This is a genomic window from Stenotrophomonas sp. P5_A9 (assembly GCF_056400525.1).
Window position 1 is genome coordinate 36,884 of sequence record NZ_JBFULC010000005.1, and the last position, 25,467, is coordinate 62,350.

Below are 25,467 nucleotides of genomic sequence, written 5' to 3' on the forward strand. Positions count from 1 at the left end.
CGGCAATGAATGCCGCAGCAGACAAGGACGATGCAGCCAGCATCGCGCAGCATCGAACCGCCGCCGAGGTCGCCTTCAATCCCGATTACGCGTCCGCCAACAGTGAGTACCGCGCCGCAGTGGGCAACGGCTCGATCACCTGGAATCCGGGCGATGGCGCGGTCAAGGGCGCCATCGAGCGGGACGTGGCCAAGGTGGGCTCCACGGCGCAGACGCAGGCTCAGGCGGTGACCTTCACGCACGCGAGCGCCGACGGCCTGGTGAACTATCAGGTGCAGATGGAGCGCTCGGCGGGCGCACGCGCGGAGGTGGGGGGTGGATCGAGCCGTGGCGCGGCCGCCGAGACGGCCACCACCGCCGGTGTACGCGGGCGCTACCTGGTCAGCCTGCCGGCCGGCAGCGATGCGGTCGATGCGGCGAAGGTGGACCCGTTCACGCCCACCACGATTCCCGTCGGTGGCCGCGTCACGCTCGATGCCCAGGCGTTCCAGGGCACTGCGCTGGACGCCAGCTTCCGCCACATCGCCACCCAGACCCAGCTCACCGAGGCCTCGGGCGCGAGCTATCGCGTGGACCGCCTCGATGCCGGGCATGTGCGCGTGACCATGGGGCCCAACCAGGCCGTGTCGGCATTCAACGGCCTGGGCGTATCGGCTGGCGGTGTCAATGCCATGCTCGGCCGCCAGGATGCGCTGGGGCAATCCACGCTGAAGACCGCAACGTTCGACCTTGGCCAGCCCGATGGCCAGGCCGCCTACGCGCACTTTGTCGGTACCGGCGAAATCGCCGCGCAGACGCCGGGCGTGGACGCGGTCGCCACCGTCGAACGGCTGGGCATGAGCTCGCAGACGCGGCTGAAGGTGGGCGTGGGTGAGAGCTTCAGTGCCGATCTGGGCGGTGCGCGCAACAGCGGCGACGTGGTGCGAACGCGCTTCGAGGATGGCAGCCATGTGGATGCGCGCCGCGTGGAATACAGTGACAACGTGCCCATGACCCGGCTCAGCGTGCATGCCGCCGACGGCCAGGAGAATGTCGACGCGCGCCGCTACGAGTTCCAGTTCGACCTGCGCAACGCGCCGCAGGCCCAACAGATCGCCGGCATGCTCAACACCGCGCTGACCGGCGACACCCGGCGCGCCGGGCCGGTGCAGGCCGGCGACACCCTCACCCTGGGCTTCAGCGAGGCGCAGATGCGCACGCTGATGCAGCAGACCCAGGCCATGGTGCAGGACCACCCCACCGCCGACCCGCGCTGGCGGTTGTTGGCCGAAGATGGCCACGGCCAGCCGCAGCAGGACGTGGACGCCTTCGCCACCACGCTGGCACGCCTGCAGGGCCAGTCCGCCTATGGCATGGCCGAACGCCTGTTCCATCTTTCCAACGCCGCCGACGGCGACCCGCGCAAGGGCTTCGAGCCGATCGCCGCCAGCGTGGACAGCCCGCGCCTGCGCGACCTGCCCGCACCGTCGCCGCTGCTGCCGCAGGATCCGCGCCATGCCGACAGCCCCGATCACGGGTTGATGCGGCAGAGCCAGAACGCAGTGGGGGCGCTGGATCAGGGCATGGGCCGTCAGCCCGATGCGATGAGCGAGCGTCTGTACATGGGATTGGTGGTGGCGGCACGCCGAGAAGGTCTGGAGCGGATCGACCAGGCGCAGCTCAGCGACGGCGGCCAGTACGCGTTCGCCGTGCAGGGCGAGCCGCATGCGGCGGACCGCAAGCTGGCCCGTGCCGAGACCAGCGAAGCGCTTGCCACGCCGGTGGGTGAGCATGTGCGCGCACTGCAGGAGGTGGCGCCCGCGCACGTACGCGACGCGCAGGCCGAACAGCAGCAGGTGGAAGAGCGTGTGCAGTCGCAGGCGCAGGGGATGTCGCGCTGATGACGCATCCGTGGGCCGCGCTGGCCGTTGCCCTGGCCAGCGCCGGCGCACCGGCTGCAGAACTGCTGCAGCCGGGCATCTATCGGCTGGACCCGGACGCGTGGTTGCAGGCTGCCCCGGCCACGCCAGCCCCAGGCGAGGCGTTCAAGCAGCGCTTCGCGCATGCGATTCCCGCCAGCGCCAAGGTGCGCGTTGCCTTCGTATCGCGCGATCCGCAGGGGCAGCGGAACACGCTGGTATTCGTCACCGACCCGGGCTATCGCTACGACATCAACGGCGAGAACAGGCTCTGCCCGGCCTATGCCTTCCCTGATTGGAACGACCGCTCCGACGCGCAGCCCTACTGTCGCACCAACATCAATGGCGATGGCAGCGAAGCCGCGTTCGACTGGAGCACCACCCAGTTCACTGTGCGCTGGAACGATCGCAAGCGTGCCACCGGCACCGAGCACATCCCGCCGCAGCGCAAACCCACCGCCGATGAGGTCGGGGCCTGCGCGATCAGCGACGTCTGTGCCCCCGAGGCTTACGGTCGCAGCGTCACCCATTACGAGGTGATCCATCCGCGTGATCGCTTCGTGCTACAGCAGGCGCGTGACTATTCCGATGTGTTGTATCTGCCTATCGACGTGGTTGCGCAGGCTGAGCCGTTGGCGACCCGTGCGGGCGAGCCGCTGAAAGCAGGCAGCTATCTCGCGGTGGTATCGCGCACGCCGGCATGGTTCCAGATCGAACGCATCGCATCGGACGGCAGCACTGCGTCAGGCTGGATCGACCGCGATGCGTTGTCTCGACCGGAGTGGGTCGCGCAGACGGCGGTGACGCCGGCGTTCCGGTTCCGGCTGGGCTTCGAGCGCAACGACAGCGATGACGACGACCCGCAACGGGTGCTGAGCGCCATCGACGTTCTGGACGCCACCACCGGCAAGCGCGTGCAGATCCTGCGCGATTTCGATGCCGATCCCATCGGTGGAGCAGGGGACGTGCTGCAACTGGTGGATGCCAACTTCGACGGCCACCCGGACATCCTGGTGCCGGGGATGTCCGGCGGCGCGGGACCAAACAGCACCGACAACGTGTTTCTGTTCGACCCGGCCTCGCAGAACTTTGTCTACGACTCCACCTTGTCAGGCATGCCACAGCTGTCCATCAATGCGGCGCAGCGCACCGTGACCTCTTCCGCGCGCAACGGCTGCTGCGCGCACGCCTCGGAAACCTACCGGTATCGTGACGGCAGCTTGGAATTGTTCGAGAGCTGGGAAGAGGCGCTGTCCGCCGATGGCGAGTCGGTCGACACCACGCGCGGCGTGCTTCGCAACGGCCGCATGACGTACAGCACGGTGCGCAGCCCGGCCGAGCATTGAGCCCGGCCCGGCCTGCCGCCCACCGCCACGATCACCAGTCGGTGGGGGCGTAGTCCTTCAGGAACTGGCCCCAGACGTGCTCGCCGCTGTTGAAGCCGTGGATGATCGGGTCGACGATGCGCGCGGCGCCATCGACGATGTCCAGCGGCGGATGGAAGCGCTCCTGTTCCACCTTCTTCGCGGCCAGATCGGCCGGATCCTCGTCGGTCACCCAGCCGGTGTCGACACTGTTCATGTGGATGCCGTCGTTCTGGTAATCGGCCGCCGAGGTGCGCGTCATCATGTTCAACGCGGCCTTGGCCATGTTGGTATGCGGATGCCGGGTGGTCTTGAAGTTGCGGTAGAACTGCCCCTCCATCGCCGACACGTTGACGATGTGCTTGTCGCGCTCGGGCGTGCGCAGCATCAGCGGCTTCAGCCGCGCATTGATGATGAACGGCGCAATGGCGTTGACCAGCTGGGTCTCCAGCAGTTCCACCGATGGCACTTCGTCCATCTGCATGCGCCACGAATTGCGGCCGCGCAGATCGATCTGCTGCAGGTCCTGGTCCAGGCGGCCATCGGGGAACAGGTGCTGCTGGCCGACCAGTTCGTCATCCAGCAACGGCACCTGCGACAGCTCGGCCGCGCGGGTCAGGCCGTTGGCACCGTTGAAGCCCTGGTCCTGTACCACCGGCAGCGCCGTGGCCGAGGTGGCGCCCAGCAGCTCGGCGCTGCGCAGGCCCTCGTAATCGCCGATCAGGCGGCGCAGCGTCTCGGGCACCTCATGCAGGGCCGCGGTTTCGCCGGCCATCATGTGCGCGTAGAACTGCGGCGGGCGGCGTACCGTCTGGCAGGCGTTGTTGATGATGAAATCCAGGCGCGTGCGCGTGGCCAGCAGTTCGCTGCAGAACGCTTCCACACTGGGCGTGTGGCGCAGGTCCAGCCCGTACACCTGCAGGCGGTGGCCCCACTCGGCGAAGTCGGGCTCTTCGGCGTAACGCGCCGCCGAATCGCGCGGGAAGCGCGTGGTCACGATCAGCTCGGCACCCGCACGCAGCAGCTTCAGCCCGGCCTGGTAGCCGATCTTGACCCGGCCGCCGGTCAGCAGCGCCACGCGGCCGCGCAGGTCGGCGGTCTCGGTGCGCTTGACGAAGTTCAGCTCGGCGCAGGTGGGGCACATCTGGTCGTAGAAATGATGCAGCTGGGTGAACTTCTGCTTGCACACATAGCAATGGCGCAGCTCGGGCGAATGCACCGGTTCAGGCGCTGCGCTGGCGTTCTCGCCGTTGTGCGCATCGTGCAGACCCGCCGCATGCGGCGGGAAGTAGTTCGGCGTGCTGAACACCGGCTTGCGCCGCAGGGCGCGGATGCCGGTTTGATCGAGCAGGGCCTCGGCCTTGCGCACCTTTTCCTGGTGGCGCTGCTTGGCCTGCTGCTTGAGCATCTGCCGGCGCGCCTTCGGCTCGGGGTGATAGACCTTGGCCACTACCTGATGCAGCCGCGCACGATCGGCGTCGGGCAGGGTGTCGAGCACGCTGCGATCGGCCTCGATCGCCTCCAGAAGGTCCAGTGCGGCGCGCAGGCGGTCGGTCAGGGGGAGGTCGTCGGCATCGACGGGAGTGGCAATGGTATTCAATTCAGATCCGGGAGCAGCGGCGGGGATACAGCGACAGACGGCAGAGCGATGACCGCCTCGATGCGGGTCCGTGCTGTAGCGGACCGGGGCGTCCGGTCGGCGGGTATTGTCCCCGATCCGGGGGTGTTGGCGCCAATGTGGTGTCGCGCGGGAGGCGTGTAGAAGCGGGAGCACGGCCGACGGCCGGGCCATGGGGAGGCTCTGAATGCGTTCAGGTCGCCATTTTCTGCCTGGCTGGCGCGCAGTGTGGGGGCGCGTTACGTGCAAGAGGGCGATGGGACTTTGACGGACTGCCCCCGGGCCTCCGTTGCCACGTGACCCATGCAGGGCGTTGAAACGCGCCAAAGTGAGATTCAATCCACATATTCACGTGAATATCGGGACATTCCACCGGCGACGTGTTGAGCGTCAAATATTTGGTGCTTCGGGTAGGCGATTTCGATCACGGATAGCTCACCTCGATTATGGCCCCGTCTGGAGATGATCGATGTTCGCCACGACCGCCCGGGGAGAGGGCGGCTGGCGCCGTGTCATGGCAACGCACCGCGCCCAGCAGGCGCGGCATGTGGCGTGGACATCGCAGCATCCCGCGATGGCGCCGCGTGGCACCTATCGTGCGATCGCCTGGTGTGCTCGCACCGGGTTGCCAATCCAGAGGGAGTTTCAATGCACAGGCAAGTCAGTGAAATGCTGCAGCGCGCATATCGTCCGTACCCCTCGTTGCCCGAACTGTTGGGTGCGTTCGTGGAGGAGTTTTCGCAGCACCAGGCATTGCGCGGCGGGCGCGTACGGTTGCGCGGAATGGCCGCAGACGGCCAGGCGACGACGCCGGCCACCGTCGGTGATCGTGAACTACCGGCGTCGCAGCGGCTACCCATCCGCTACGGCGACGAGGTGCTGGGAGAGCTCCACCTGGAAGGCAAGAGCGGGCTGCTGGACGACACCGCGCTCGCCTTGGGTGAATTGTTTGCCCACCGCTGCGCACAGCTGATAAAACGCTACGAAACCAAGACCTGGGCAGAAGCCGTCCTGAGCCGACCGCTGCTCCTGGTGGGTACGTGTGAAGCGATGAAGCAGATCGAGGGGTTTGTCGAACGCGCCGTGGCCAGCAGCCTGCCGGTGCTGGTACGCGGTGAATTCGGCACAGAAAAAGTAGAGCTTGCCGCGGCCCTGCACAGCTGTGGTCCGTCACGGTTGGGGCCGTTCGTCGAGGTCAACTGCGCCCATCCGCTGGGTGAGCCCGGCGAGTGGTTTGCACGTGCGCAGGGCGGCACGTTGTACTTCCATGAGGTCGATGAGTTGCCGGCAAGCCTGCAGGGGCAACTTCCGCACCGTATCCAGGGACTGAATGCCGCTGTGGCCGATGCCCGACCCGTGCAGCCCACCCGGGTGATCGCCTCCAGCAGCGTAGATCTGGAACAGCGTGTGCGTGACCGGCAGTTCTCGCGCGCGTTGCTGGCCGGCCTGGAGTTTCTCACCGTGGATATTCCCCCCTTGCGCGAACGCGTCGAAGACATCGGCGCACTGGCCGCCCGCGCTCTGGATCTGCACGGGTTCGATTCCCAGGTAATCCGTGGGGAATTGCTGGAGATACTGCGTCGCCATGATTGGCCGGGCAACCTGCTGGAGATGGAGCGGGTGGTGGTGCGGCTGGCGGTAATGACCGCGGGCCGTCCGATCCGCAGGGAGGATGTGATGCGGCACGCGCCGGGGCTGTCCTGGGCGATGGAGGCGACCGCCGCCGAGGCGCCCGCAGCGACGGCGACCGACCCCGGCGCCTTCCCGCTGGATGAGCTGGACGCGGGGGATGATCCCTCGGCCACAGACGCGCGCGAAGGCCGCGATCTGCCACGGTCCGCATATGATCGCCTGAACGACGGTCTGCATGACGGCCTCAAGCGTGCGCTTGCCTATCTCAAAGACCACGCGGCCGAACCGCTCACCCTGGGCGACCTCGCCAGGCAGGCACACGTCAGCCAGTCCCACCTCGGGTTCCTGTTTCGCAACGAGCTGGGTACCACGTTCAAGCCGCTGTTGCAGCAGTTGCGGATCGAACATGCCAAACAGTTGCTGCGCAGCGAACAACGCCTGCGCATCACCGATGTGGCCCTTCAGGTCGGCTTTGGCGACCTGAGCCATTTCGAGAAAAGCTTCCGGCGGGTGGTGGGGGTCAGTCCACGCAGCTACCGGCGCAGGCCCGCCGGATAATGCTCCTGGTCAAGCGGCCTAGCGGCGCTGTTCCCACTTTGCGTCGTCCTCGGCGGCGGCTTCGGTAGCGCGGCGAACAGCGTCTTCGGCGGCGGCATCTGCCCGGCGAGCCGCTTCGTTGGCGGCTTCGATCGCATGTTGGGAGGCTTCCATCGCCGCGCGAATGGACTGCTCGGTGGCCGCCATCGCCGCTTCAGCCAGTTCCTGTGCGATCTCCATCGGGCTTTTGTGGGGGGGGCGGCCACCGTCCGGTGGCGAAGGAAGCGGGGTCGGGAAGGTCATCGGGATGGCTCCGTCTGGGGAAGAGGAAGGGTGCCCGCCAGCGCGGGCACCCAGGAGATGGCGCAGCGCGGTCTGCGCGCTGGCCAGGATCTGATCGGCCTGTAGTCGCGCGGCTTGCCGGCCGGCGACAACCGCGTCACCGGCCGCCGCAGCCAACGACGTGCACGCGTGCTCCGGCCCGTGCGACGGCGCCACGATCGTCACGCCGAACTGGCCTGGTAACCGAGCATCGCTTCGGATGCGTCATCGCCGAGCAGCCGGTTGTACTGCGCCAGGGTGATGATGTTGTCTTCCACCTGCACCACCGCTCGCTGCCGCGAGGCCTCGATCGGGAACTGCACGCTGGCGCCGTCCTGGCCCAGCCGCCCACGATGGACCGGGTGTTCGTTGAGAAAGGCCTGGGCTTCGCGCATCTGCCGGCGCGCTGCCTCGCGGATGGTCTCGTGATCCAGGGGCATTCCATGCAGGGCTACCGCGACCTGCTGGGCGGCCAGGGAGATCCGTGCGAAGCCAACCGGTCGTCCTGCCTCCAGTGTCTCGGCGATGGCCTGGCGCACTTCTTCAGGCGCCGGCAGGCGCGGCAGCTGTGGCCCGTCCAGCGCACCGAACAGCATGGGCAGCAGGATCTGCAGCGCGTGCGTGGCGCGCTCCAGCCGCTGCTCGGCGGTTGCGGCGGTGTGCTGGGTGCGCAGGTAGAAGCGGTAGTAATCGCAGAACTCGATCGGTCGCCGTGCGTGCTGCAGTGCGAAGTCCGCTGCCTCCCCTCGGGTCGCTCCGCTGGGGAGCTGCGGCCCCTGTTCGGCGGCCAGCTGCCAAAGCGCAAGGCTTTCGCGGAAATCCAACTGCTGCAGCAGCGGCGCATCGGCGCCACCGACGGCTGCCAGGAAAGGACGGTAGGACTGCAGCGCAGCGTTGCTGACAAGGGAATGCCGCGACAGCAAGCGCTGCACGCTGTCGGCCAGAGCGCTGCCGTGTTCGCCATGCTCCACCCGGTACAGCGTGTCGATATCTTCCCCGCCCAGGCTGAGCAGTTTGATCGGACTCACCTGCAGGCCGGTCTGCGGCAGCCAGGCCAGACGAGAGCCGTGCAGGCCCTGCTGGATGCCATCCAGCAGCATGCTTTCGTCGGCGAAGTGATAGCGATGCTCGTGGGCATCGATGGCCCACTGCAACCAGGGCTGGCCGCCATCGACAAGGGTCAGCACCTGCCGGCACATACTGCTGAGCAGGCCGAGGTGGGGAATGGAACGACCAGCAACGAAAAGACTCATCTGCGGTTCTCCTTGGGGGCCTCAACCGGCCGGAAATCCTTTGAGTACGGATGCGGCGGCGGTACCGACGCGATTGAAATCCTCCGTCGCCCCCTGCATCATCGATTGCGCCTGATTGAGCACTTTTGCATATTTTTCGTCGCCCGTGGCCAGGTACTGGGCCATGGCCACGCCCGCCGCGGTGGTGGCGATGGTGGAGACGTTGCGCAGCGCATCGGCGGCGTCCTGCACGGCGATCGCCGCCGACTGGGCCACCGACTGGTAGGCCTTGCCCGCGCCGCTGGTGAGCACCACCTGGGGGCTCATGGTGGCGGTCTGCACCTGGTTGATGACGTCGATGACCTGGGCGTTGACGTTGCTCGGGTCCATAAGAACTCCTCCAAGGACATGCGCAGGGGTGCGCTGTTACCGGTGTTCAGGGGCGGGCATCCGCGTCGCCTGGATCGGCGTGGCGGGAGGGGGCAGGCGCGGAATCCGGGGCGGGACCCACGGCCGGGTCCGGACCGGGCGCAGGGTCGGGCACGGGACCGGGCGCGGACGCCGACGTACCTGCTGCAAGCACTTCGAGTGTATGCAGGTTGGCAGCGGCGGTCGCTGCATCGGCGCTGGCACCATGGGTCTGTGCCTGCAGGATGCCGATGGCGGTCATTCCTTCATTGGTGGCTGCCGCAATCACCGCCGCCGGCGAAGGCGGCGTGGGCTGCGGGCCGGGAAGCGGGAGGACATTGGGCGGCGTCGGCGGTGGCGGCGGCGGCGGGGGAGGCGGCGCGGGGAACGGGGCGTTGATCATTTTCGCACACGTGGCCGTGACCGCCGCGGCGCTGACCATGCCGCCGCCCTGCTGGCGGTTGACCGCGTTGTGCATGGCCGTACCCAGCGTCTCAAGCATCACTACATCCAGCATGCCAAACGCCTGCGAAGCGGCCTGGCCGGTGGTCAGGGCTGCCAGCGTGCTGACGCTGTCGACCATCTGGGTGTTGACCGTGTTGTCGTTGATCATGATGGAACCGCTCCCTTCTGGATGATCAGGGCCAGCACCTGGGCGAGGCTCGCGCCTGCCGTGACCTGGCCGCGCTGCTGGTTGGCCACGGCGTTCTGCATCGCCAGGCCGAGTGAGTCGGCCATCGCAAGATAGGTGGCCGACATCGCGAATGAAGGCGCCAACGCGATCGCCAGGGCCGACTCCGCGCTGGTGGCTTCCAGCAGGTAGGCAATGGCGGGCGAGGCGGCCATGGATCAGAGGTCCGACGTGACGCCACCCAGGCTCGGGGCGCCGCGGTGGGCGTCACGCCGGACCGACACGTCAGCGCAGACCCAGGATTTCGCGGGTGGCCACGCCGTTGGAGGCGGTGTCGATCGCATACAAGGTCGACACCCCCTGGGTGGTCGAGGCCTGCATGGTCACGTAGGACTGCTGTTGGTTGTTGGTCGCGTTGTGCGCGGCGTTGGACAACGCCTGGCTGGTGGCCACGAACAGGTTGCCCATTGCGATGGCCGGTGCATCACCAAGAACCTTGGTGTTGACCTGCGACACCGAGTCGGTGATCTGGCTGTTGACGGCGGTAGGGAATGCCATGGTGAAGACTCCTTGGGGTGGACGAAGCTACGGAAACGGAGACTGGCGGCCATCACTGCGATCAGCCGAACGTCTTCCGGGTGGCGGCGCCGGTGGCGCCGGTATCGACTGCATAGAGCAGTGAAACGCCCATCGTGGTCGCGGCCTGCGCCGTGACATACATCTGCTGCTGGGCGAGGGTTGCGTTGTGGGCGGCGTTGGCCAGTGCCTGCGCCGTGGCCTGGTAGAGGCTGCCCATGGCCGTGGCAGGGGCAACCCCCAGCACCTGGAGGTTGGCCTGGGTGACCGAGTCGGTGACCTGGTCATTCACAGCGGTTGGAAATGCCATGGGTCAGCTCCTTGCCCGGCGGCGCGTCAAGCGCCGAGGATCTGTTTGGTGGCCACGCCGGTGGTGGCCGTGTCGATCGAATACAGGGTGGCCACGCCCATCGTGGTGGCTGCCTGCGCCGTCACGTAGGACTGCTGCTGCGCGTTGGTGGCGTTGTGGGCGGCGTTGGCCAGCGCCTGCGCGGTAGCCTGGTAGAGGTTGCCCATTGCGATGGCCGGCGCATCGCCGAGCACTTTGGTGTTGGCCTGGGTGACCGAATCGGTGATCTGGTCGTTGACGGACGTCGGGAATGCCATGTCGTGCTCCTTGAGGGTGGCGGATCAACAGCAATCAAACCGGATCAGGAACCGAGCCCGCGCACGCGGGTGCTGAAGATTTCCTTGGTAGCCACAGCGGTGCTGGCGGTATCGATCGAGTACAGCGTGGCCACGCCCATGGTGGTGGCCGACTGCGCGGTCACATACGACTGTTGCTGGGCGTTGGTAGCGTTGTGGGCGGCGTTGGCCAACGCCTGCGAGGTGGCCTGGTAGAGGTTGCCCACCGCGATGGCGGGCGCGTCGCCCAGCACCTTGGTATTGACCTGGGTAACCGAATCGGTGATCTGGTCGTTTACCGCGGTTGGAAATGCCATGTTCTGCTCCTATGAAAGATGGAACTGCCTGGGGTCCAGTGTCACGGTGCATTGCGCCGAAGTGTCTGTGCGTCACCGTGTATGCAGAGTAGAAACATCGCGGCGGCGTGGATTGGTGGAATCGACGAAGAATACGGCGGATCTGGCGTGAAAGAGGGCGCCGCAACACGGGGAAAACGCGGGTGGGTGCAGGGCGCCCCGCAAGAGGCGCGGGACCTGAAACGCAGCGGGGCTGCGCCGGGGTGGAAAACCCGGGGCAGCCCCGCTGCGGGAGGTATGGCGATGCTGGGCTCAGGGAACGGGAAGCCCCGCGATGTAACGCGCGATCGCGGCATACCAGTCGATGGACTGCGACCCTGCTTGCGGGACCTGCGGCAGGACGACGCTCTGCTGGACCCCCAGGACGTTGCAGATGTCGGCCTGCTCGACCAACTGCAGTCGATCCAGTTCCCAGTCCGCCACGCTGGTCGCGGTGGGCCTGCCCATCATGGCAGGGCGTCCGGCCAGGTTGGCGTTGAGGGTCGCCAGGGTGCCAGCGTCCACTTCAAGGGGGGCGTCGAAGCAGACCAGCACGAATGAGACCCTGCCTGGCCGCGGCCCGAATTCGACGAGTGCGAACCTTGCAAATTCCGGGCCGAGTGGGGTGCCCGTCTCCTCGGCGAACTCGCGGCGGGCAGCCGGCTCGGCCGCCTCGCCCAGTCCCATGCGCCCGCCCGGCAGTGCCCATTGCCCGGCCTGGTTGACGAGCGTTTCCGGGCGCTGGGAAATCCAGGTTTCCAGCGCCAGCTGTGCCGCCGCGATGCGCCCGACCAGCCCGGCGTCGGGCCAAACGCTGATCGGCGGGGTCCCGAGCGGCGTCGCGGCAGCGAATCCGGCTGTCCTGGAGGCCCGGTCCGCCGCCGTCAGCACGGATGGAAGCGCAACCTGCAGCGCTTGAACCGTGTCGGCGCCGGCGGCCGTCGCGACCTGTGCCGAGGCATCCCTGACCGCATTGAGCGTGGTGGCGGCGGCCGGCGTGCTGCCCCAGGCCGATTGCGCTGCGGCAGCGGCATCGACCAGTAGCGTGCCCGCCTGGGCGGTCAGGTCCGCCCGGGCAGGCGAGGTGAGTGCAGCGGCCAGCAGGGCGGCAGCTTCCACCACCAATGCTGGCGTGGCAATGCTGCTCCACCAGCTATTGGTGACGCGTTTGCGCGCGATCAACCATTGCGTTCCGGAACGTACCGCAGCGTAGGCTTGTGTCATCACGACTCTCCTCGGGGTGGGCAGCATGGGCGCTCCGCCGGACCACCCGGCGGGCTGCATGGGCATGGCGCATTCAGTTGTTGCGGTGTTCAACCAGGTAACGGGCCGACTGCAGCGCGTTGCCGTCGGCGTCGGTGGTGATGGGGTCATACATCGTGTCGTAACGGGCTTCCCACGGCGGTACGCCGTCGCGTTCGAGGAAGCGCCGTTGGTTGCGGGGCGGCAGCGGATCAAGCACCCGGCCGTTCGGGTTCAGGCCGTCCAGATGGTTTGCGAGTGCTTCGGCCACCTGCTGCACGCGGTTGCACAATTCGGCGCGCTTGCTGTGGCGATTGAAAAAGTCCAGATCGTTCCACTCGAGATTTTTGCGAAGCGGCTCCAGCCGCTCCAGAATCGTCCAGTCTTCCAGCGCGTAGTCCCATATCCAACGTTCGCGCAATACGGTCGGCAGGTTCAGTACTGCCCACCGGTAGAGCGCCATGTCCTGGGTCTGCAACACGTCCATCAACGACGCCTTCAACCAGAGCCCGGTGAGGTCTTTAAGCGCGCTGTGGTAGGGCGCCCAGTCGCGCGCGTGGCCGCTCAACGTCTCGCCCTGATCGGCGTCGATGGCCTGGGTGGAACTGGCATTCCAGGCCTCGCGTTGCATCTGCAGCTGCAACGGCTCGCTCAGGCACGCCATGGCACCGGTCAGGACCTTGCTGGCCACCACGTGGAGCAGGGCGCACTTGGGCAACTGATCGGCATCCAGCGCATGGGCTCGGTCCAGGCCGCGCACGTTGAGGATGTAACTGCAGCAGGCACGCAGCAGCACGTGTCGCCAGTACCAAAGGCCCAGCTTGCGGTTGTGGCGCTCGCCTCGCAGTCGCCGGGTCTCATCGTTGCCGTCGAACAGCGCGTCGTAGTCGGGCATGCAGGTCTTGCGCAGCATGTAAAGGAAGTAGCCGCACAAGGTCATCGGCAGATTCATCTGCGAGGAGAAGCCGCTGGACCAGAACTTGCTGTACTTGGCGAGGATGACGGCAGGTGTGTAGCCGCCCCAGTCGTGCTGCCGCAGCTGATGGCGGTAACGGGCGGCAGGAATGTTGATGCCGTCATCAACGTTGTAGACGTTGATGGCATTGCCGACGTCGCCCCACGCTGCACAGGTGCAGGTGGCCGGTGCCAGCGGCACGCCATCGTCGGCACGGGGTGTAAGGCGCAGGTGCCCATCACGCACCGCCCGGATGAGAAGCCCGCGCAGCTGGGGGGTGAAGCGTTGCTGCCAGTCAGCGAACGTGGTGGCGACAATGGCGTCGTCCTCCTCCATGTCGCCGTCGTCCTGCGGTGCTCGAACGGCCACCGACTCGGTCAGGATCTTGGCCAGTTCGGCCTTGAACCGGTAGGCGTTCCGGAGGGTGTCAAAGCGCAGGGGAGGGCTGACCAGCTCGAAGGTGTGATCCGAATCGGACTCGATCCGCCAAGGGCCGGGCTCTGCGAGATCCACCTTGCGCAGATCGTTGCCGAGGGCGAGCGGGTCTGCATCGGTCCGCCACGGCTGCGCGTCGCCAGGCTGCAGCGTTGCGGCCACCACGTGAGTGAAGGCGAATATCGCACTGTCGTGCGTGCTGAACTCGATCTCCAGTCCGTAGGTGTTCCAAGGCAGCGCCTCGCCGCCGGCGCCGACCTGGATATTGTTCATGACCAGATCCGCGACCGGCGGGTCGATACGGACGGTCCATCCGATGATGTCGTCGGGAGTGATGGTCAGCATGCGGACACCCTGTGTTGGCGCTTGACCTGGGACGGTCAGCTTCAGGGCATGCTAGGAACGATGCGGCGGCAGGAATCGGCGCAAACGACGGGTAATGCGGCGGCGATGCGCCGATAGGCCCGAATGCGGTGGAATTGACGATATCGGGGCCGCGAATGGTGCGGCTGGCGGGCAGGCGGTGCTGGCCTTGGCTGCTGGCCGGCGTCCGTTCCGAGGCGGTCGCGGTTGCTTTGCGCCGGGCCGAGAGGCTGCGGCGGCGCCAGGACGGCGGCGATGCGATGATGACGAAGTGGATCAACCGTGCGCCATCAGAGGCGCGCCGTCCTGCAGGCGCGTGGCGAAGACATCCCAGCAAATGAGGCCATCTACATGAGGCGCGTGGCGCTACCGTTGAGGCTGGGAAAGGTACTGAGGGAGTGCGAATTTACTTCCCAATGGCCTCGATACGGACGCGCGCGTGATCAGCCGGTGCGCCAGCACATGGTTGACGGTGCCGCCTGCGGGGGAGGGTGGGCGGCGGATCTCGCGGAGCAGGATGTCGATGGCGGTGTCGGCCATCTCTGCTACCGGTTGATGGATGGTGGTGAGTTCGGGCCACACCATTGTCGACGCGAAGGTGTCGTCGAACCCCACCACCGAAAGATCACCCGGCACCTCCAGGCCGCGACGATGCGCCACTGAAACAACCGCCGAGGCCATGTCATCGTTGCTGGCGAAGATCGCGCTGGGCGGCTGGGACAGGGTCAACAACCGGTCGGCTGCCTCCAGTCCGGAGCGGTAGGTGAAGTACCCTGGCTGGACGAGTGCGTCGTCGTAGTGGAGGCCGGCGTCGGACAGCGCATCCCGGTAGCCCTGCCAGCGATGGGCACTGGCGGTCTGGTTCGGATCGCCCGTGATGTAGCCGATGCGGGTATGTCCGTGGGCGATCAGATGCGACACCATGTCGTGGCTTGCCTGGCGGTCATCGATGCGCACGCAGGAGATCCTGTCGCTGAAGTGGCTGGACGCGATGGACACCACGGCAACGCCGGCGGTGACGAATTCGTCGACGATGGCCTTCGATTCACACAGCGGTGGCGGAAGAATCACACCCGCCACGCTGCCGGAGAGCCGCCTTGCCGCCTCGCGACGTGCCTTGGCACCGAGCTCGTCCCACGCGGCGATCACCAGCTGCGCCGCTGCACGGGTGGAGCCACGCAGCGCGCCCACCAGCAGTTCGCGCAGGTAGCTGGAGCTGGGATTGGTGTAGATCAGCGCAATGCAGGTGTGTTGCGCCGCGGCCAGCGCGCTTGCGGCCAGGTTGGGCCGGTAGTCCAGGTCGCGCACGCTTCGCATGACGCGCGCGCGGTTGTCTTCGCGCACGCCTGCATGGCCGTGGATGACGCGGGAAACGGTCATGGCAGATACGCCGGCATGCGCCGCGACGTCATCCATGGTGATGGCGCTGGCCTTGCGGCGGACCACTTTATGGCTGCTTTTCAAGAAATGGGTTCCTTTGCTGCGCTGCATGATGACAAGCGCAACCCTGGATGATTAGTCTGCGCCCGTGACGTGATGGTAGCGCTACCACTGAGCCGGTGTAAGGCCAGCGGGTGCCCCCCCCTTTACCACGCGGCTGTTCTGGCAAGCCTGAAAGCGAGTTTGAGTCGCAGCAAGCGCACAGCGCGCTGCGATGTCGGTGTGGAAGACGGGCATCGCCCGTACGTGCCCCCAGGAGGGGCGGTACATCCATTCGATCGTATGTCAGAGGGGAGAGTCATGAGCGCTTCTACGTTCCGTCGTACGCCAGACCGGAGGGCTCGTTCATGAGCCGGACGCTGGCGAAGTTCACCTCCAGGGCCATGTTTACGTTTGTAGGCGGCGTTCTGGTCATCAATCCCGCATTCGCACAAGACGCGTCAACGCCGGCACCGGTCGTCCAACCCCAACGCCAGGCCCAGCCCAACCCGACCGAGCTGGATGCCGTGCAGGTCACTGGCATCCGCAACAGCCTCAGCCAGGCGATGGACATCAAACGGGACTCGGCCGGCGTAGTGGATGCGATCAGCGCCGAGGATATCGGCAAGTTCCCCGATACCAACCTGGCCGAATCGCTGCAACGCATCACCGGCATCTCCATCGAACGCCGTGATGGTGAAGGTGCGCAGGTCACGGCACGCGGCTTTGGCCCCCAGTTCAACATGGTGACGCTCAACGGCCGCCAGATGCCCGGCGCGGATGCGTTCGGTGCCTCCGGACRGGTCKCCATCGGCGGTGTCGATGGGGGTACGCGTGCCTTCAACTTCGCCCAGTTGGCCGCTGAAGCCATCAATGGCATCGAGGTCTACAAGACCAGCCAGGCCAATGTCCCCAGCGGGGGTATCGGTGCCACCATCAACATCCTCACCGCACGGCCGTTCGACCACGCGGGCACCGTGGCCAGTGCCGGTGCAAAGGTCGTCTCCGACGAGAGTCAGCCGTTCGGCAACGATCTGACACCGGAACTGTCCGGCATCTTCAGCTACAGCAACCCGGAGAAGACCTTCGGTGTCGGGGTGAGCGCAAGCTACCAGAAACGCAAGGGTGGCTCGGTGCAGGCCACCGACAACTACTGGAACGTGCAACCGTGGACCGGCACGATGCCCGGCAACCCGACCGTGGTCAACGCGCCGGCGATCGGTGCGCTGTACGGACGTCCCAACGACCTGCGCTATGCGTTCTCCGAGTTCGAACGTGAGCGCATCAATGGCCAGGCGGTGCTGCAGTTCGCGCCGACCGACGCGGTGACCCTGACCCTGGACTACACCTATTCGACCAACGAGATCACCGAGAATCGTGGCGAACAGGGCATGTGGCTGCAGAACAGCAACTACACCGATGTAACGTTCGACACCAGCGGTGCGGTGGCTACGCCGATCTATATCCGCGAAATCGCAGGGACCAAGGATTTCGGGCTTGAACAGCAGCGCAGCATGCAGAAGTACAAGCTGGGATCGCTCGGCTTCAATGCACTGTGGAACGTCACCGACCGCTTCAAGCTGACCTTCGACGCGCACGATTCAAAGAACGAAAGCCGGCCGAACGATCCGCTCACCGGGGGCGGATCCATCTTCAGCAGCATTGCCGGCACCAACAACTGCACCACCGGGCCGCATTGCGGTGGCTCGTGGGTGCAGGAAATGAACTTCAACAATGGTCTGCCGGTGGGTACCCAGGTCTGGTACCCGAGCACGGCCGATGCCATTGCCAAAACCAACGGTGTGGTCAATCCGGGCTTTGCGCCGGGCGAGATCGGTTCGCAGGTGCTGCGCATCAATTCGCAGACCCAGGTCAGCGAGATCAAGCAGGGTCGCATCGACGGTGAGTGGAGCTTTGACAAGGGGCGCTTCCAGTTTGGCGTGGACTCGAGCAAGCAGACCACCCACCGCATCCAGGCAGCGGAGAACTACAACACCCTGGGCGACTGGGGCGTGACCAACGTGGACGGGGATGTTGCCAACGGGCTGATGGACCTGCTGCAGCCGGTCAACATCGTCGGATTGTTCAACGACTACAACGCCAACAGCTTCACCGCCTGGCGCGGCGATGCTGGCCGCCTGGCGCAGTGGGCGGCGGACAACTATGGTGCCAACCTCGGCGTGAGCCCGCAGCGCGCCGCCGACAACCTCGTGGAGGAGAAGACCAAATCGGCCTATTTCCAGGTCGAGCTGGACGGCGAGCTGGGCGGCCTGCGCACCAATACCCGTCTGGGCGTGCGCTATGAAACAACCGATGTGGTGTCGACGTCGGTCATCGCCATCCCGGAGGCCATCGAGTGGCAGTCCAACAACGACTTCCGCGTGGTGTTGTCCGACGAGCAGCAGCCGTTCACCGAGAAGAACAGCTACAGCTACCTCCTGCCCAACCTCGACTTCAGCATCGACCTCATGGACGACCTGAAGGCGCGCGTCTCGTTCGGCAAGAGCATCGCGCGCGCGCCGATCGGCAACCTCTACGCAGGCCCGACCGCACAGCAACCGTCTGGCTCGGTGCTGATCGATCCCTCTTCGCGGGCCAGCGGCACCGCCCAGAACCCGCAGTTGAAGCCGCTGGAGTCGGACAACCTCGACCTGGCGCTGGAGTGGTACTTCGCTGATGCGAGCTATGTGTCGTTGACGTACTGGAACAAGTCGGTCAACAACTTCGTCGGCAACACCATCGTGCAGGAAAATCTCTACGGGTTGAGGGATCCCACCTCCGGTCCGGATGCGCAGGCGGCATTGGCATTCCTCAACAGCGGCGCCTGTATCACCCAGGTCGGTGCGGCCAATGCGGCGGCCTGCTCGGCCAATGACACGGCCCTGTTCACCGCGCTGGCGCTGCTGCGCAACAACCCGGCCGGGTTGGGCGCCTATACGGGTACCGACGCGCAGGTCCTGGCGACCGAAGCGGCCTACGATCTGTATGGGCAGGCCGGCGACCCGCTGTACCAGTTCAACGTCAACCGTCCCATCAATCAGAACCAGGCCAAGCTGCACGGCTGGGAGCTGGGCGGGCAGTACTTCTTCGGTGATACCGGGTTTGGCGTCCTCGCCAATTACACCCTGGTGAAGGGCGATGTGGGCTACAACAACGGGGGCGATCCGGGCATCGACCAGTTCGCGCTGACGGGCCTCAGTGACACCGCAAACGCCGTGCTAATGTACGAAAAATACGGTTGGTCGGTGCGGTTGGCGTGGAACTGGCGTGACCAGTACCTGATCCTCGCCAACCAGGGTGCCAGCCGCAATCCGTACTACGTGGAACCGTACGAACAGTGGGATCTCAGCGTGAACTACACCCTGGATGATCACTGGTCGTTCGGTCTGGAAGCGATCAACCTGACCGGTGAGGACGTCCGCTGGCGCTCGCGCACCTCGCAGATGATCGTGAAGCTGGCTGACCAGAGCCCGCGCTACATGCTCGGCGTTCGTTACAGGTTCTGATGTGTGGGGGTGCCGCTGCCCTGGCAGCGGCACCCGTTCAAAGGTCCTGATGGGGTTGGAAGAACACCATGCCGCGTTACGAAATGCTCAACAACATCGCCCACCGCGATCTGCGCGTGGCCACCGACTTCGGACCCGAGTTTGGTGACGCCGTCGGCATGGTGCCGGCCTATCCGAGCGAGTTCGCCGAACTGCAGCGGGAATATCCCATCTTCCTTCGCAGGGACGTCGCCACCGGCGAGTGGCAATCGGTGGCACTGCTCGGGTTCGAGCAGCACGAAAATCTGTTCCTGCAGGAAGGTCGCTGGAATGCCGCCTATCTGCCCGGGGCAGCGGCCAAGGGGCCGTTCCTCATCGGCTTCCAGGAGAGCCGGATCGATGGCGCACCCAGCCAGGAAGCGGTGCTGCACGTAGACCTGGACCATCCGCGCGTGAAGGCGATGCAGGGTGAGCCGGTGTTCCTGCCGCAAGGCGGCAACACGCCCTACCTGGACCACATCGCAGGCGTGCTGCGTGGCATCCACGACGGCCATGCCTTTGGCGCAGCGATGTTTGCCCGACTCGATGCACACCAACTGATTCAACCCATCACGCTCGACGTGCAGATCGAACCGCAGCATCGGGTCAGCGTCAACGGCCTGCACGCGATCGACCGGGACCGCCTGGCCCTGCTGGACGGTCCCGCGCTCGCCGAACTCAACCGTGCCGGCTATCTGGAAGGTGCTTACCTGATGCTGGCCTCGCTGCACAACATGCGACGCCTGATCGCCGAGAAGCAACGGCGCCTGCGCATCGCCGATGTCGCCACTGCGGCCGGCAGGAACTGACGGGTGCTGGACGGCGTTGCCATGCGGACACTGGAGGACGTGGAGCCCACGGCACTGCCGTTGGCGTCACTGGTGTCCGCCGGGGAACCGGTGGTACTGCGCGGCATCGCACGCGACTGGCCGCTGGTACAGGCCGGGCTGCGCTCCGCGCAGGAGGCGCTGGGCTATCTGCGCCGCTTCGAGGCGGGCGTGCCTGTCCCGTATTCGTTCGGCGGGCCCGAGATCGAAGGGCGTCCGTTCTACAACGACGATTTCACCCGCTTGAACATTGAGGTTCGGCGCGGCCTGCTGACCCAGGTGCTGGCCGAGATTGAAGACACGCTCGAGGCACCACGGCCACCTACTTACTATGTCGCTTCGCTGCTGATTGATCGGGCGCTCCCCGGCTTTGCGCAGGCCAACGATGCCGGCCTGGCCGGGCAGGGCATCGAGGCGTCGGCGAGCATCTGGATCGGCAACCGGGTGACGGCCTCCTGCCATTTCGACACCCCGGACAACCTGGCGTGCTGCGCCGTGGGCCGGCGCCGGTTCACGCTTTTTCCGCCGGAGCAGATCGACAATCTGTATCCGGGGCCGCTGGAGCCTACGCCAGGCGGGCAGGTGGTGAGCGTAGTGGATTTCGACCGCCCGGATTTCGCGCGCCACCCGCGCTTCCGTGATGCACTGGCAAGCGCGCAGACCGCCGTGCTGGAACCGGGCGATGCGATCTTCATTCCGAGCATGTGGTGGCACCACGTGCGCGGCCTGGCGCCTTTCAACGTGTTGGTGAATTACTGGTGGCGAAGTTCACCGGCCTTCCTTCCCTCGCCGCTGCCGGCCCTCCACCACGCGATGTGGGCCGTGCGCGATCTGCCGGCGCGCGAAAAGCAGGCCTGGGCAAAGATCTTCGAGTACTACGTATTCGGTCCGGGTGCGCGTGCAGGACAGCACCTGCCCGACGCTGCCCGGGGCGACCTGGCACCGTTCGACGAGACGCAGGCGCGCCGCATGCGCGCCCAGCTGCTGGCTCGACTCAACCGCTGATGAGGGCACCGCATTGAACGTGGCGAACACAACCGAAGGGCGTATCCGCAAGGTCGTCATCGCCGGTGGCGGCACCGCAGGCTGGCTGGCCGGCTGTGCGCTGGCGCACCAGTTCCGCGACCAATTGGACATCACCCTGGTGGAGTCCGAGCAGATCGGCACGGTGGGTGTCGGCGAGTCGACCGTGCCGCCCATCCGTGCGTTCCACCGCTTTCTGCAGATCGACGAGCAGGAGTTCCTGCGCGCCGTTGCCGGCACGTTCAAGCTCTCGATCTCGTTTGAGAACTGGCGTCGACCCGGCGATCGTTTCATCCATCCGTTCGGCACGATCGGGCAGGGAACCCTGGCCACGCCGTTCCACCACTTCTGGCTGGACAGCCTGCGCCGCGGCATGCCGTCGGAACTGGGTGACTTCTGCCTGGAAAGCGTCGCCTCGCGCGGCGACCAGTTCTCGCTGGATACCCAACCCCGGCTCAACTACGCCTATCACTTCGATGCCGGGCTGTATGCCAAATTTCTGCGACGCAAGGCCGAAGGGCACGGCCTGCGACGGGTGGAAGGCAAGATCCGCGAGGTCAAACAACACGCCCATGACGGCTCCGTCGCGTCACTGGTGCTGGAGGATGGGCAGGTCATCGAGGGCGACCTGTTCATCGACTGCACGGGATTCCGCGGCCTGTTGACCGAGCAGACCCTGCAGACCGGTTATGAGGACTGGCACGAATGGTTGCCCAGCGATCGCGCTGTTGCGGTGCAGACCGAGTCCATCGCGCCGCCGGTGCCCTACACCCGTGCGATCGCGCACGAAGCCGGGTGGCGATGGCATATCGCGCTCCAGCACCGGGTCGGCTGCGGGCTGGTGTTCTCCAGCCGGCACATGTCCGATGACGAGGCGCAGGCCAAGCTGCTGCGTGACGTCGATGGCCCGCCGCTGCGGGATCCGTGGCTGGTTCCGTTCCGCAGCGGACGTCGCCTTAAGGCGTGGAACAAGAACGTGGTGGCGCTCGGGCTCGCCAGTGGCTTCATCGAGCCGTTGGAGTCGACCAGCATCCACCTGACCATCAGTGCCGTGGTGCGGCTGATCCAGCTGTTCCCGTTCGACGGCGTCAGCCCGACGCTGATGGCGCTGTACAACGATGTCAGCCGGCAGGAGATGGAGCATGTGCGCGACTTCATCATCCTGCACTACCACGCCAACCAGCGCGACGAGCCGATGTGGAAAGCCTGCCGTGAGATGGCGCTGCCCGAGTCGCTCGCGATGCGGCTGCGCGCCTGGCGCGAACGTGCCCATGCCTGGCAGGACCCCGGTGAGCTGTTCCGTGTGGAGTCCTGGACCAGCGTGTTGATGGGGCAGGGGATTGCGCCGGGTCCTGCGCACCCGCTTGCACGTGCCATCGACGATGCGGATCTGCGCACGCTGTTGGCGCGGATCCGGCAACCGGTGCAGCACGCCGTCGCGACGATGTCCTCGCAGGCCGYGTTCATCGATCGCTACTGCAAGGCTGCGCAGGACGTATGGCCACGGGCCTCAGCCCTGGCATAGCAGAACAGCATGCTGCTGCCTGGAAATGGTAGCGCTACCTTCATGTGGGGACGGAGTGGGAAACATGGAACTGGTTGCCGGAATAGATGCAGGTACGCAAAGTCTCAAGGTCGTGGTGTACGACCCTGCCGGGCGCCGTCTGGTTGCCAGCACCAGCGCGCCCCTGGACCTGGCGTCCGCCGCCGACGGCAGCCGTGAACAGCAGCCGGCCGAGTGGGTGGCAGCACTTCATAGCTGCTTCGCTGCGATTGATCCCAAGGTCCGATCCCGTATCGCCGCGCTGGCGGTCTCGGGCCAACAGCACGGCTTTGTACCCGTCGATGCAGCCGGGGAGGTCCTGGCGCCGGCCAAGCTGTGGTGCGACACCAGTACCTCGGCCGAGTGCGTGCAGATCATGGACGCACTCGGCGGCACGGCGCGCACCATCGCACTGGCCGGCAACCCTGTCCTTACCGGCTATACCGCCTCCAAACTGCCGTGGACCAAGACGCATCGTCCCGAGGTCTACGCGCGGCTTGCCACCATTCTGCTGCCGCACGATTACCTCAATTTCGTGTTGACCGGCCAACGCTTCTGCGAATACGGCGATGCGTCGGGGACGGGCTGGCTGGACGTGCGAACCCGCACCTGGTCGACCGAACTGCTGCGCGCGACCGATTCGCAACGCGACCTCGCCGCCTGCCTGCCGCGCATTGCCGCGCCCGAGGAGGTGTTCGACATCGACCCGACCACGGCGGCGGCCCTGGGGCTGCCCGCGACGGTGAAGGTCGCCGTTGGCGGGGGCGACAACATGATGGCGGCCATCGGCACCGGTTGCGTCGTGCCCGGCCGCCTGGCGATGAGCCTGGGTACCTCGGGCACCCTGTTCGCCTATTCGGACACGCCCGTGGTGGACCCGGAGGGGGCGTGGGCTGCGTTCTGCTCGTCCACCGGCGGCTGGCTGCCGCTGATCTGCACGATGAACTGCACCGTGGTGACCGAACAGGTCGCCGACGCCTTCGGCTTCAGCACCCGCTTTGGCGATGGGCACCTGCGGGCCACGCCGCCCGGCGCCGACGGGCTGGTGATGCTGCCGTTCCTCAATGGCGAACGCACGCCGGACCTGCCCCTGGGCAAGGGGGTGCTGGCGGGCCTGGACACGACCAACATGACCCCGGCGCACTTCTACCGCGCGGCCATGGAAGGGGCCACGTACAGCCTGAAGTACGGCTACGACGCCTTTGTGCGCGCGGGCATGCAGTTCGACCGCATCGTGCTGACCGGTGGCGGCAGCAACAGCGCGCAGTGGCGGCAACTGGTGGCCGATGTGTTCGGCCTGCCGGTGGACGTGCCGATCCAGTCCGAAGGCGCGGCGTTCGGTGCAGCACTGCAGGCCCTGTGGGCGCTGGGTCACGCGCGCGGCGACGCGACCTCCATCGCCGAGCTGACCGACCGGCACGTTGCCGTCGATCCGCTGCAGTCCGCACAGCCGGACCCGACGCGTACGCACGCCTACGCCACGGCCTATGCACGTTTCCTGCGACATCTCGACGCCCTCATGCCGCTGTATCGCGGCTGATCCCCTTTTTCGCGACACCTCGCACAACGGAAGGAACACGCACCATGAGCAATCAGCCCTTCATCGGCGCCAAGACGTACTTCCCCGGCATCGGCCGCATCCCCTTCGAAGGCCGGGGCTCGGACAACCCGCTCGCGTTCAAGGTGTATGACGCCAAGAAAGTCATCGGTGGCAAGACGATGCAGGAACATCTGCGTTTCGCGGCCTGCTACTGGCACACCTTCTGCAACGCCGGGCATGACCCCTTCGGTCCGGGCACGCGTCATTTTCCCTGGGAGGTCGGCTCGCCCATGGCGACTGCCGAGGCGAAGGTGGATGCGGCGTTCGAATTCTTCACCAAGCTGGGCGTGCCGTACTGGTGCTTCCACGATATCGACCTGGCGCCGGATGCCGACGATGTCGGCGTGTACGAAAAGAACCTGAAGCACATGGTGGGCCTGGCCAAGGCCCGCCAGGACGAGACCGGCGTGAAGCTGCTGTGGGGCACGGCCAACCTGTTCTCGCACCCGCGCTACATGAATGGTGCGTCGACCAATCCGGATTTCGCCGTGGTGGCGCGTGCGGCGGTGCAGGTGAAGGCGGCGCTGGAGGCGACGGTGGAACTGGGGGGCGAACACTACGTGTTCTGGGGTGGCCGCGAAGGTTATGCCTCGCTGGTGAACACGCAGATGAAGCGCGAGGTCGACCACCTCGCGCGGTTCCTCGGCATGGCGCGGGACTACGGCCGCAGCATCGGCCTGAAGGGAAACTTCCTGATCGAGCCCAAGCCGATGGAGCCGATGAAGCACCAGTACGACTTCGACAGCGCCACCGTCGTCGGCTTCCTCAAGGAGCATGGCCTGGACAAGGATTTCAAGCTCAATATCGAGGCGAACCACGCCACGCTCTCCGGCCATACGTTCGAACACGACCTGCAGGTTGCCTCGGACCACGGTTTGCTGGGCAGCATCGACGCCAACCGCGGCAACGCGCAGAACGGCTGGGACACGGACCAGTTCCCGACCGACCTGTACGACACGGTGGGCGCGATGCTGGTGGTGCTTCGGCAGGGTGGGCTGGAAGGTGGCTTGAACTTCGACGCCAAGTTGCGTCGCGAATCCACCGATCTCGAGGATCTGTTCATCGCCCACATCGGTGGCATGGATGCGTTCGCGCGAGGGCTGGAAGTGGCCCACGCACTGCTGAACGACTCGCCCTTGGAACAGTGGCGAAACGCGCGCTACGCCAGCTTCGACAACGGTCCCGGCAAGCAATTCGCGGGAGGCGCGCTCAGCCTCACGGATCTGGCCGCATTGGGCGCCAAGGGCGGGGAACCCAGCCAGATCAGCGGCAAGCAGGAGCGCTACGAGAACCTGCTCAACCAGTACCTGCTGCGCTGAGCGTGACCGCTCGCAGCGATGACACCCAACCGGGGAGGGGC

General features: G+C 66.1%; 22 protein-coding genes. 9 read left to right on the forward strand and 13 right to left on the reverse strand.

The features are described 5' to 3' along the window. The first annotated feature begins 5 nt into the window (after positions 1-5). Together AC1DR7_RS02900 and AC1DR7_RS02905 are read left to right on the forward strand one after the other, a co-directional pair. Positions 6-1,880 carry an XVIPCD domain-containing protein gene (locus AC1DR7_RS02900; RefSeq protein WP_478052712.1) on the forward strand — a complete coding sequence of 625 codons (1,875 nt, stop codon included), beginning with the start codon at positions 6-8 and terminating at the stop codon, positions 1,878-1,880. Next, positions 1,880-3,244: an XAC2610-related protein gene (locus tag AC1DR7_RS02905; protein WP_478052117.1), complete on the forward strand. Its 1,365-nt coding sequence runs from the start codon at positions 1,880-1,882 to the stop codon at positions 3,242-3,244. Before AC1DR7_RS02900 ends, AC1DR7_RS02905 begins: the two co-directional genes overlap by 1 nt. A gap of 31 nt (positions 3,245-3,275) precedes the next feature. Here AC1DR7_RS02905 and AC1DR7_RS02910 read toward each other — a convergent pair whose 3' ends face one another. Then, entirely contained in the window at positions 3,276-4,862 is a 1,587-nt protein-coding gene (locus AC1DR7_RS02910; RefSeq protein WP_256774356.1) for an SDR family NAD(P)-dependent oxidoreductase, read from the reverse strand. 666 nt (positions 4,863-5,528) lie between these two features. Between AC1DR7_RS02910 and AC1DR7_RS02915 the strand changes: the two genes are divergently transcribed. Next, a complete protein-coding gene (locus AC1DR7_RS02915) occupies positions 5,529-7,070 on the forward strand; it encodes a helix-turn-helix domain-containing protein (RefSeq protein WP_457319726.1) in 1,542 nt (513 codons plus the stop codon). Between the two features lie 18 nt (positions 7,071-7,088). Here AC1DR7_RS02915 and AC1DR7_RS02920 read toward each other — a convergent pair whose 3' ends face one another. The 12 genes from AC1DR7_RS02920 to AC1DR7_RS02975 all read right to left on the reverse strand — a co-directional run bounded on the left by AC1DR7_RS02920 (position 7,089) and on the right by AC1DR7_RS02975 (position 15,587). Continuing rightward, positions 7,089-7,556, reverse strand: a complete 468-nt coding sequence (locus AC1DR7_RS02920) for a hypothetical protein (RefSeq protein ID WP_457319724.1) — start codon at positions 7,554-7,556, stop codon at positions 7,089-7,091. Continuing rightward, the gene (locus AC1DR7_RS02925; RefSeq protein ID WP_478051778.1) at positions 7,553-8,623 is read right to left on the reverse strand and encodes a hypothetical protein; all 1,071 of its coding nucleotides are present in this window, start codon (positions 8,621-8,623) and stop codon (positions 7,553-7,555) included. Before AC1DR7_RS02925 ends, AC1DR7_RS02920 begins: the two co-directional genes overlap by 4 nt. A gap of 21 nt (positions 8,624-8,644) precedes the next feature. Continuing rightward, positions 8,645-8,992 carry a hypothetical protein gene (locus AC1DR7_RS02930; RefSeq protein WP_256774352.1) on the reverse strand — a complete coding sequence of 116 codons (348 nt, stop codon included), beginning with the start codon at positions 8,990-8,992 and terminating at the stop codon, positions 8,645-8,647. A 46-nt stretch (positions 8,993-9,038) separates the two neighbouring features. Next, positions 9,039-9,623, reverse strand: a complete 585-nt coding sequence (locus AC1DR7_RS02935) for a RebB family R body protein (RefSeq protein WP_457319351.1) — start codon at positions 9,621-9,623, stop codon at positions 9,039-9,041. Then, positions 9,620-9,856 carry a RebB family R body protein gene (locus AC1DR7_RS02940; RefSeq protein ID WP_256774350.1) on the reverse strand — a complete coding sequence of 79 codons (237 nt, stop codon included), beginning with the start codon at positions 9,854-9,856 and terminating at the stop codon, positions 9,620-9,622. Before AC1DR7_RS02940 ends, AC1DR7_RS02935 begins: the two co-directional genes overlap by 4 nt. 70 nt (positions 9,857-9,926) lie before the next feature. Then, positions 9,927-10,199: a RebB family R body protein gene (locus AC1DR7_RS02945; protein ID WP_005416651.1), complete on the reverse strand. Its 273-nt coding sequence runs from the start codon at positions 10,197-10,199 to the stop codon at positions 9,927-9,929. Positions 10,200-10,260: 61 nt separating this feature from the next. After that, positions 10,261-10,527 (reverse strand): RebB family R body protein, encoded by a 267-nt coding sequence (locus AC1DR7_RS02950; RefSeq protein WP_256774349.1) that lies wholly within the window; start codon positions 10,525-10,527, stop codon positions 10,261-10,263. 26 nt (positions 10,528-10,553) lie between these two features. After that, positions 10,554-10,823, reverse strand: coding sequence for a RebB family R body protein (locus tag AC1DR7_RS02955; RefSeq protein ID WP_256774348.1), 270 nt, complete (start codon positions 10,821-10,823; stop codon positions 10,554-10,556). 44 nt (positions 10,824-10,867) lie between these two features. Beyond that, entirely contained in the window at positions 10,868-11,158 is a 291-nt protein-coding gene (locus AC1DR7_RS02960; RefSeq protein ID WP_457319350.1) for a RebB family R body protein, read from the reverse strand. 291 nt (positions 11,159-11,449) lie between these two features. After that, complete coding sequence (locus AC1DR7_RS02965; RefSeq protein ID WP_457319349.1) at positions 11,450-12,400, reverse strand: NUDIX domain-containing protein; 951 nt, start codon at positions 12,398-12,400, stop codon at positions 11,450-11,452. A gap of 73 nt (positions 12,401-12,473) precedes the next feature. Then, positions 12,474-14,153, reverse strand: a complete 1,680-nt coding sequence (locus AC1DR7_RS02970) for a hypothetical protein (RefSeq protein WP_478051861.1) — start codon at positions 14,151-14,153, stop codon at positions 12,474-12,476. Positions 14,154-14,537: 384 nt separating this feature from the next. Then, on the reverse strand, positions 14,538-15,587 hold the full coding sequence (locus AC1DR7_RS02975; RefSeq protein WP_478051862.1) for a LacI family DNA-binding transcriptional regulator: 1,050 nt from the start codon (positions 15,585-15,587) through the stop codon (positions 14,538-14,540). Between the two features lie 371 nt (positions 15,588-15,958). Between AC1DR7_RS02975 and AC1DR7_RS02980 the strand changes: the two genes are divergently transcribed. The 6 genes from AC1DR7_RS02980 (at position 15,959) to xylA (ending at position 25,426) form a co-directional block, all read left to right on the forward strand. Next, on the forward strand, positions 15,959-19,096 hold the full coding sequence (locus tag AC1DR7_RS02980; RefSeq protein ID WP_478076388.1) for a TonB-dependent receptor: 3,138 nt from the start codon (positions 15,959-15,961) through the stop codon (positions 19,094-19,096). Positions 19,097-19,164: 68 nt separating this feature from the next. Then, positions 19,165-19,923 carry a SapC family protein gene (locus AC1DR7_RS02985; RefSeq protein ID WP_478051600.1) on the forward strand — a complete coding sequence of 253 codons (759 nt, stop codon included), beginning with the start codon at positions 19,165-19,167 and terminating at the stop codon, positions 19,921-19,923. A gap of 21 nt (positions 19,924-19,944) precedes the next feature. After that, positions 19,945-20,946, forward strand: a complete 1,002-nt coding sequence (locus AC1DR7_RS02990) for a cupin-like domain-containing protein (protein WP_478051599.1) — start codon at positions 19,945-19,947, stop codon at positions 20,944-20,946. A 13-nt stretch (positions 20,947-20,959) separates the two neighbouring features. Next, positions 20,960-22,489, forward strand: coding sequence for a tryptophan halogenase family protein (locus AC1DR7_RS02995; protein WP_478076389.1), 1,530 nt, complete (start codon positions 20,960-20,962; stop codon positions 22,487-22,489). 64 nt (positions 22,490-22,553) lie between these two features. After that, complete coding sequence (xylB, locus tag AC1DR7_RS03000) at positions 22,554-24,047, forward strand: xylulokinase (protein WP_478051598.1); 1,494 nt, start codon at positions 22,554-22,556, stop codon at positions 24,045-24,047. Between the two features lie 44 nt (positions 24,048-24,091). Then, positions 24,092-25,426, forward strand: a complete 1,335-nt coding sequence (gene xylA, locus AC1DR7_RS03005) for a xylose isomerase (RefSeq protein ID WP_256774338.1) — start codon at positions 24,092-24,094, stop codon at positions 25,424-25,426. Positions 25,427-25,467 lie beyond the last annotated feature (41 nt).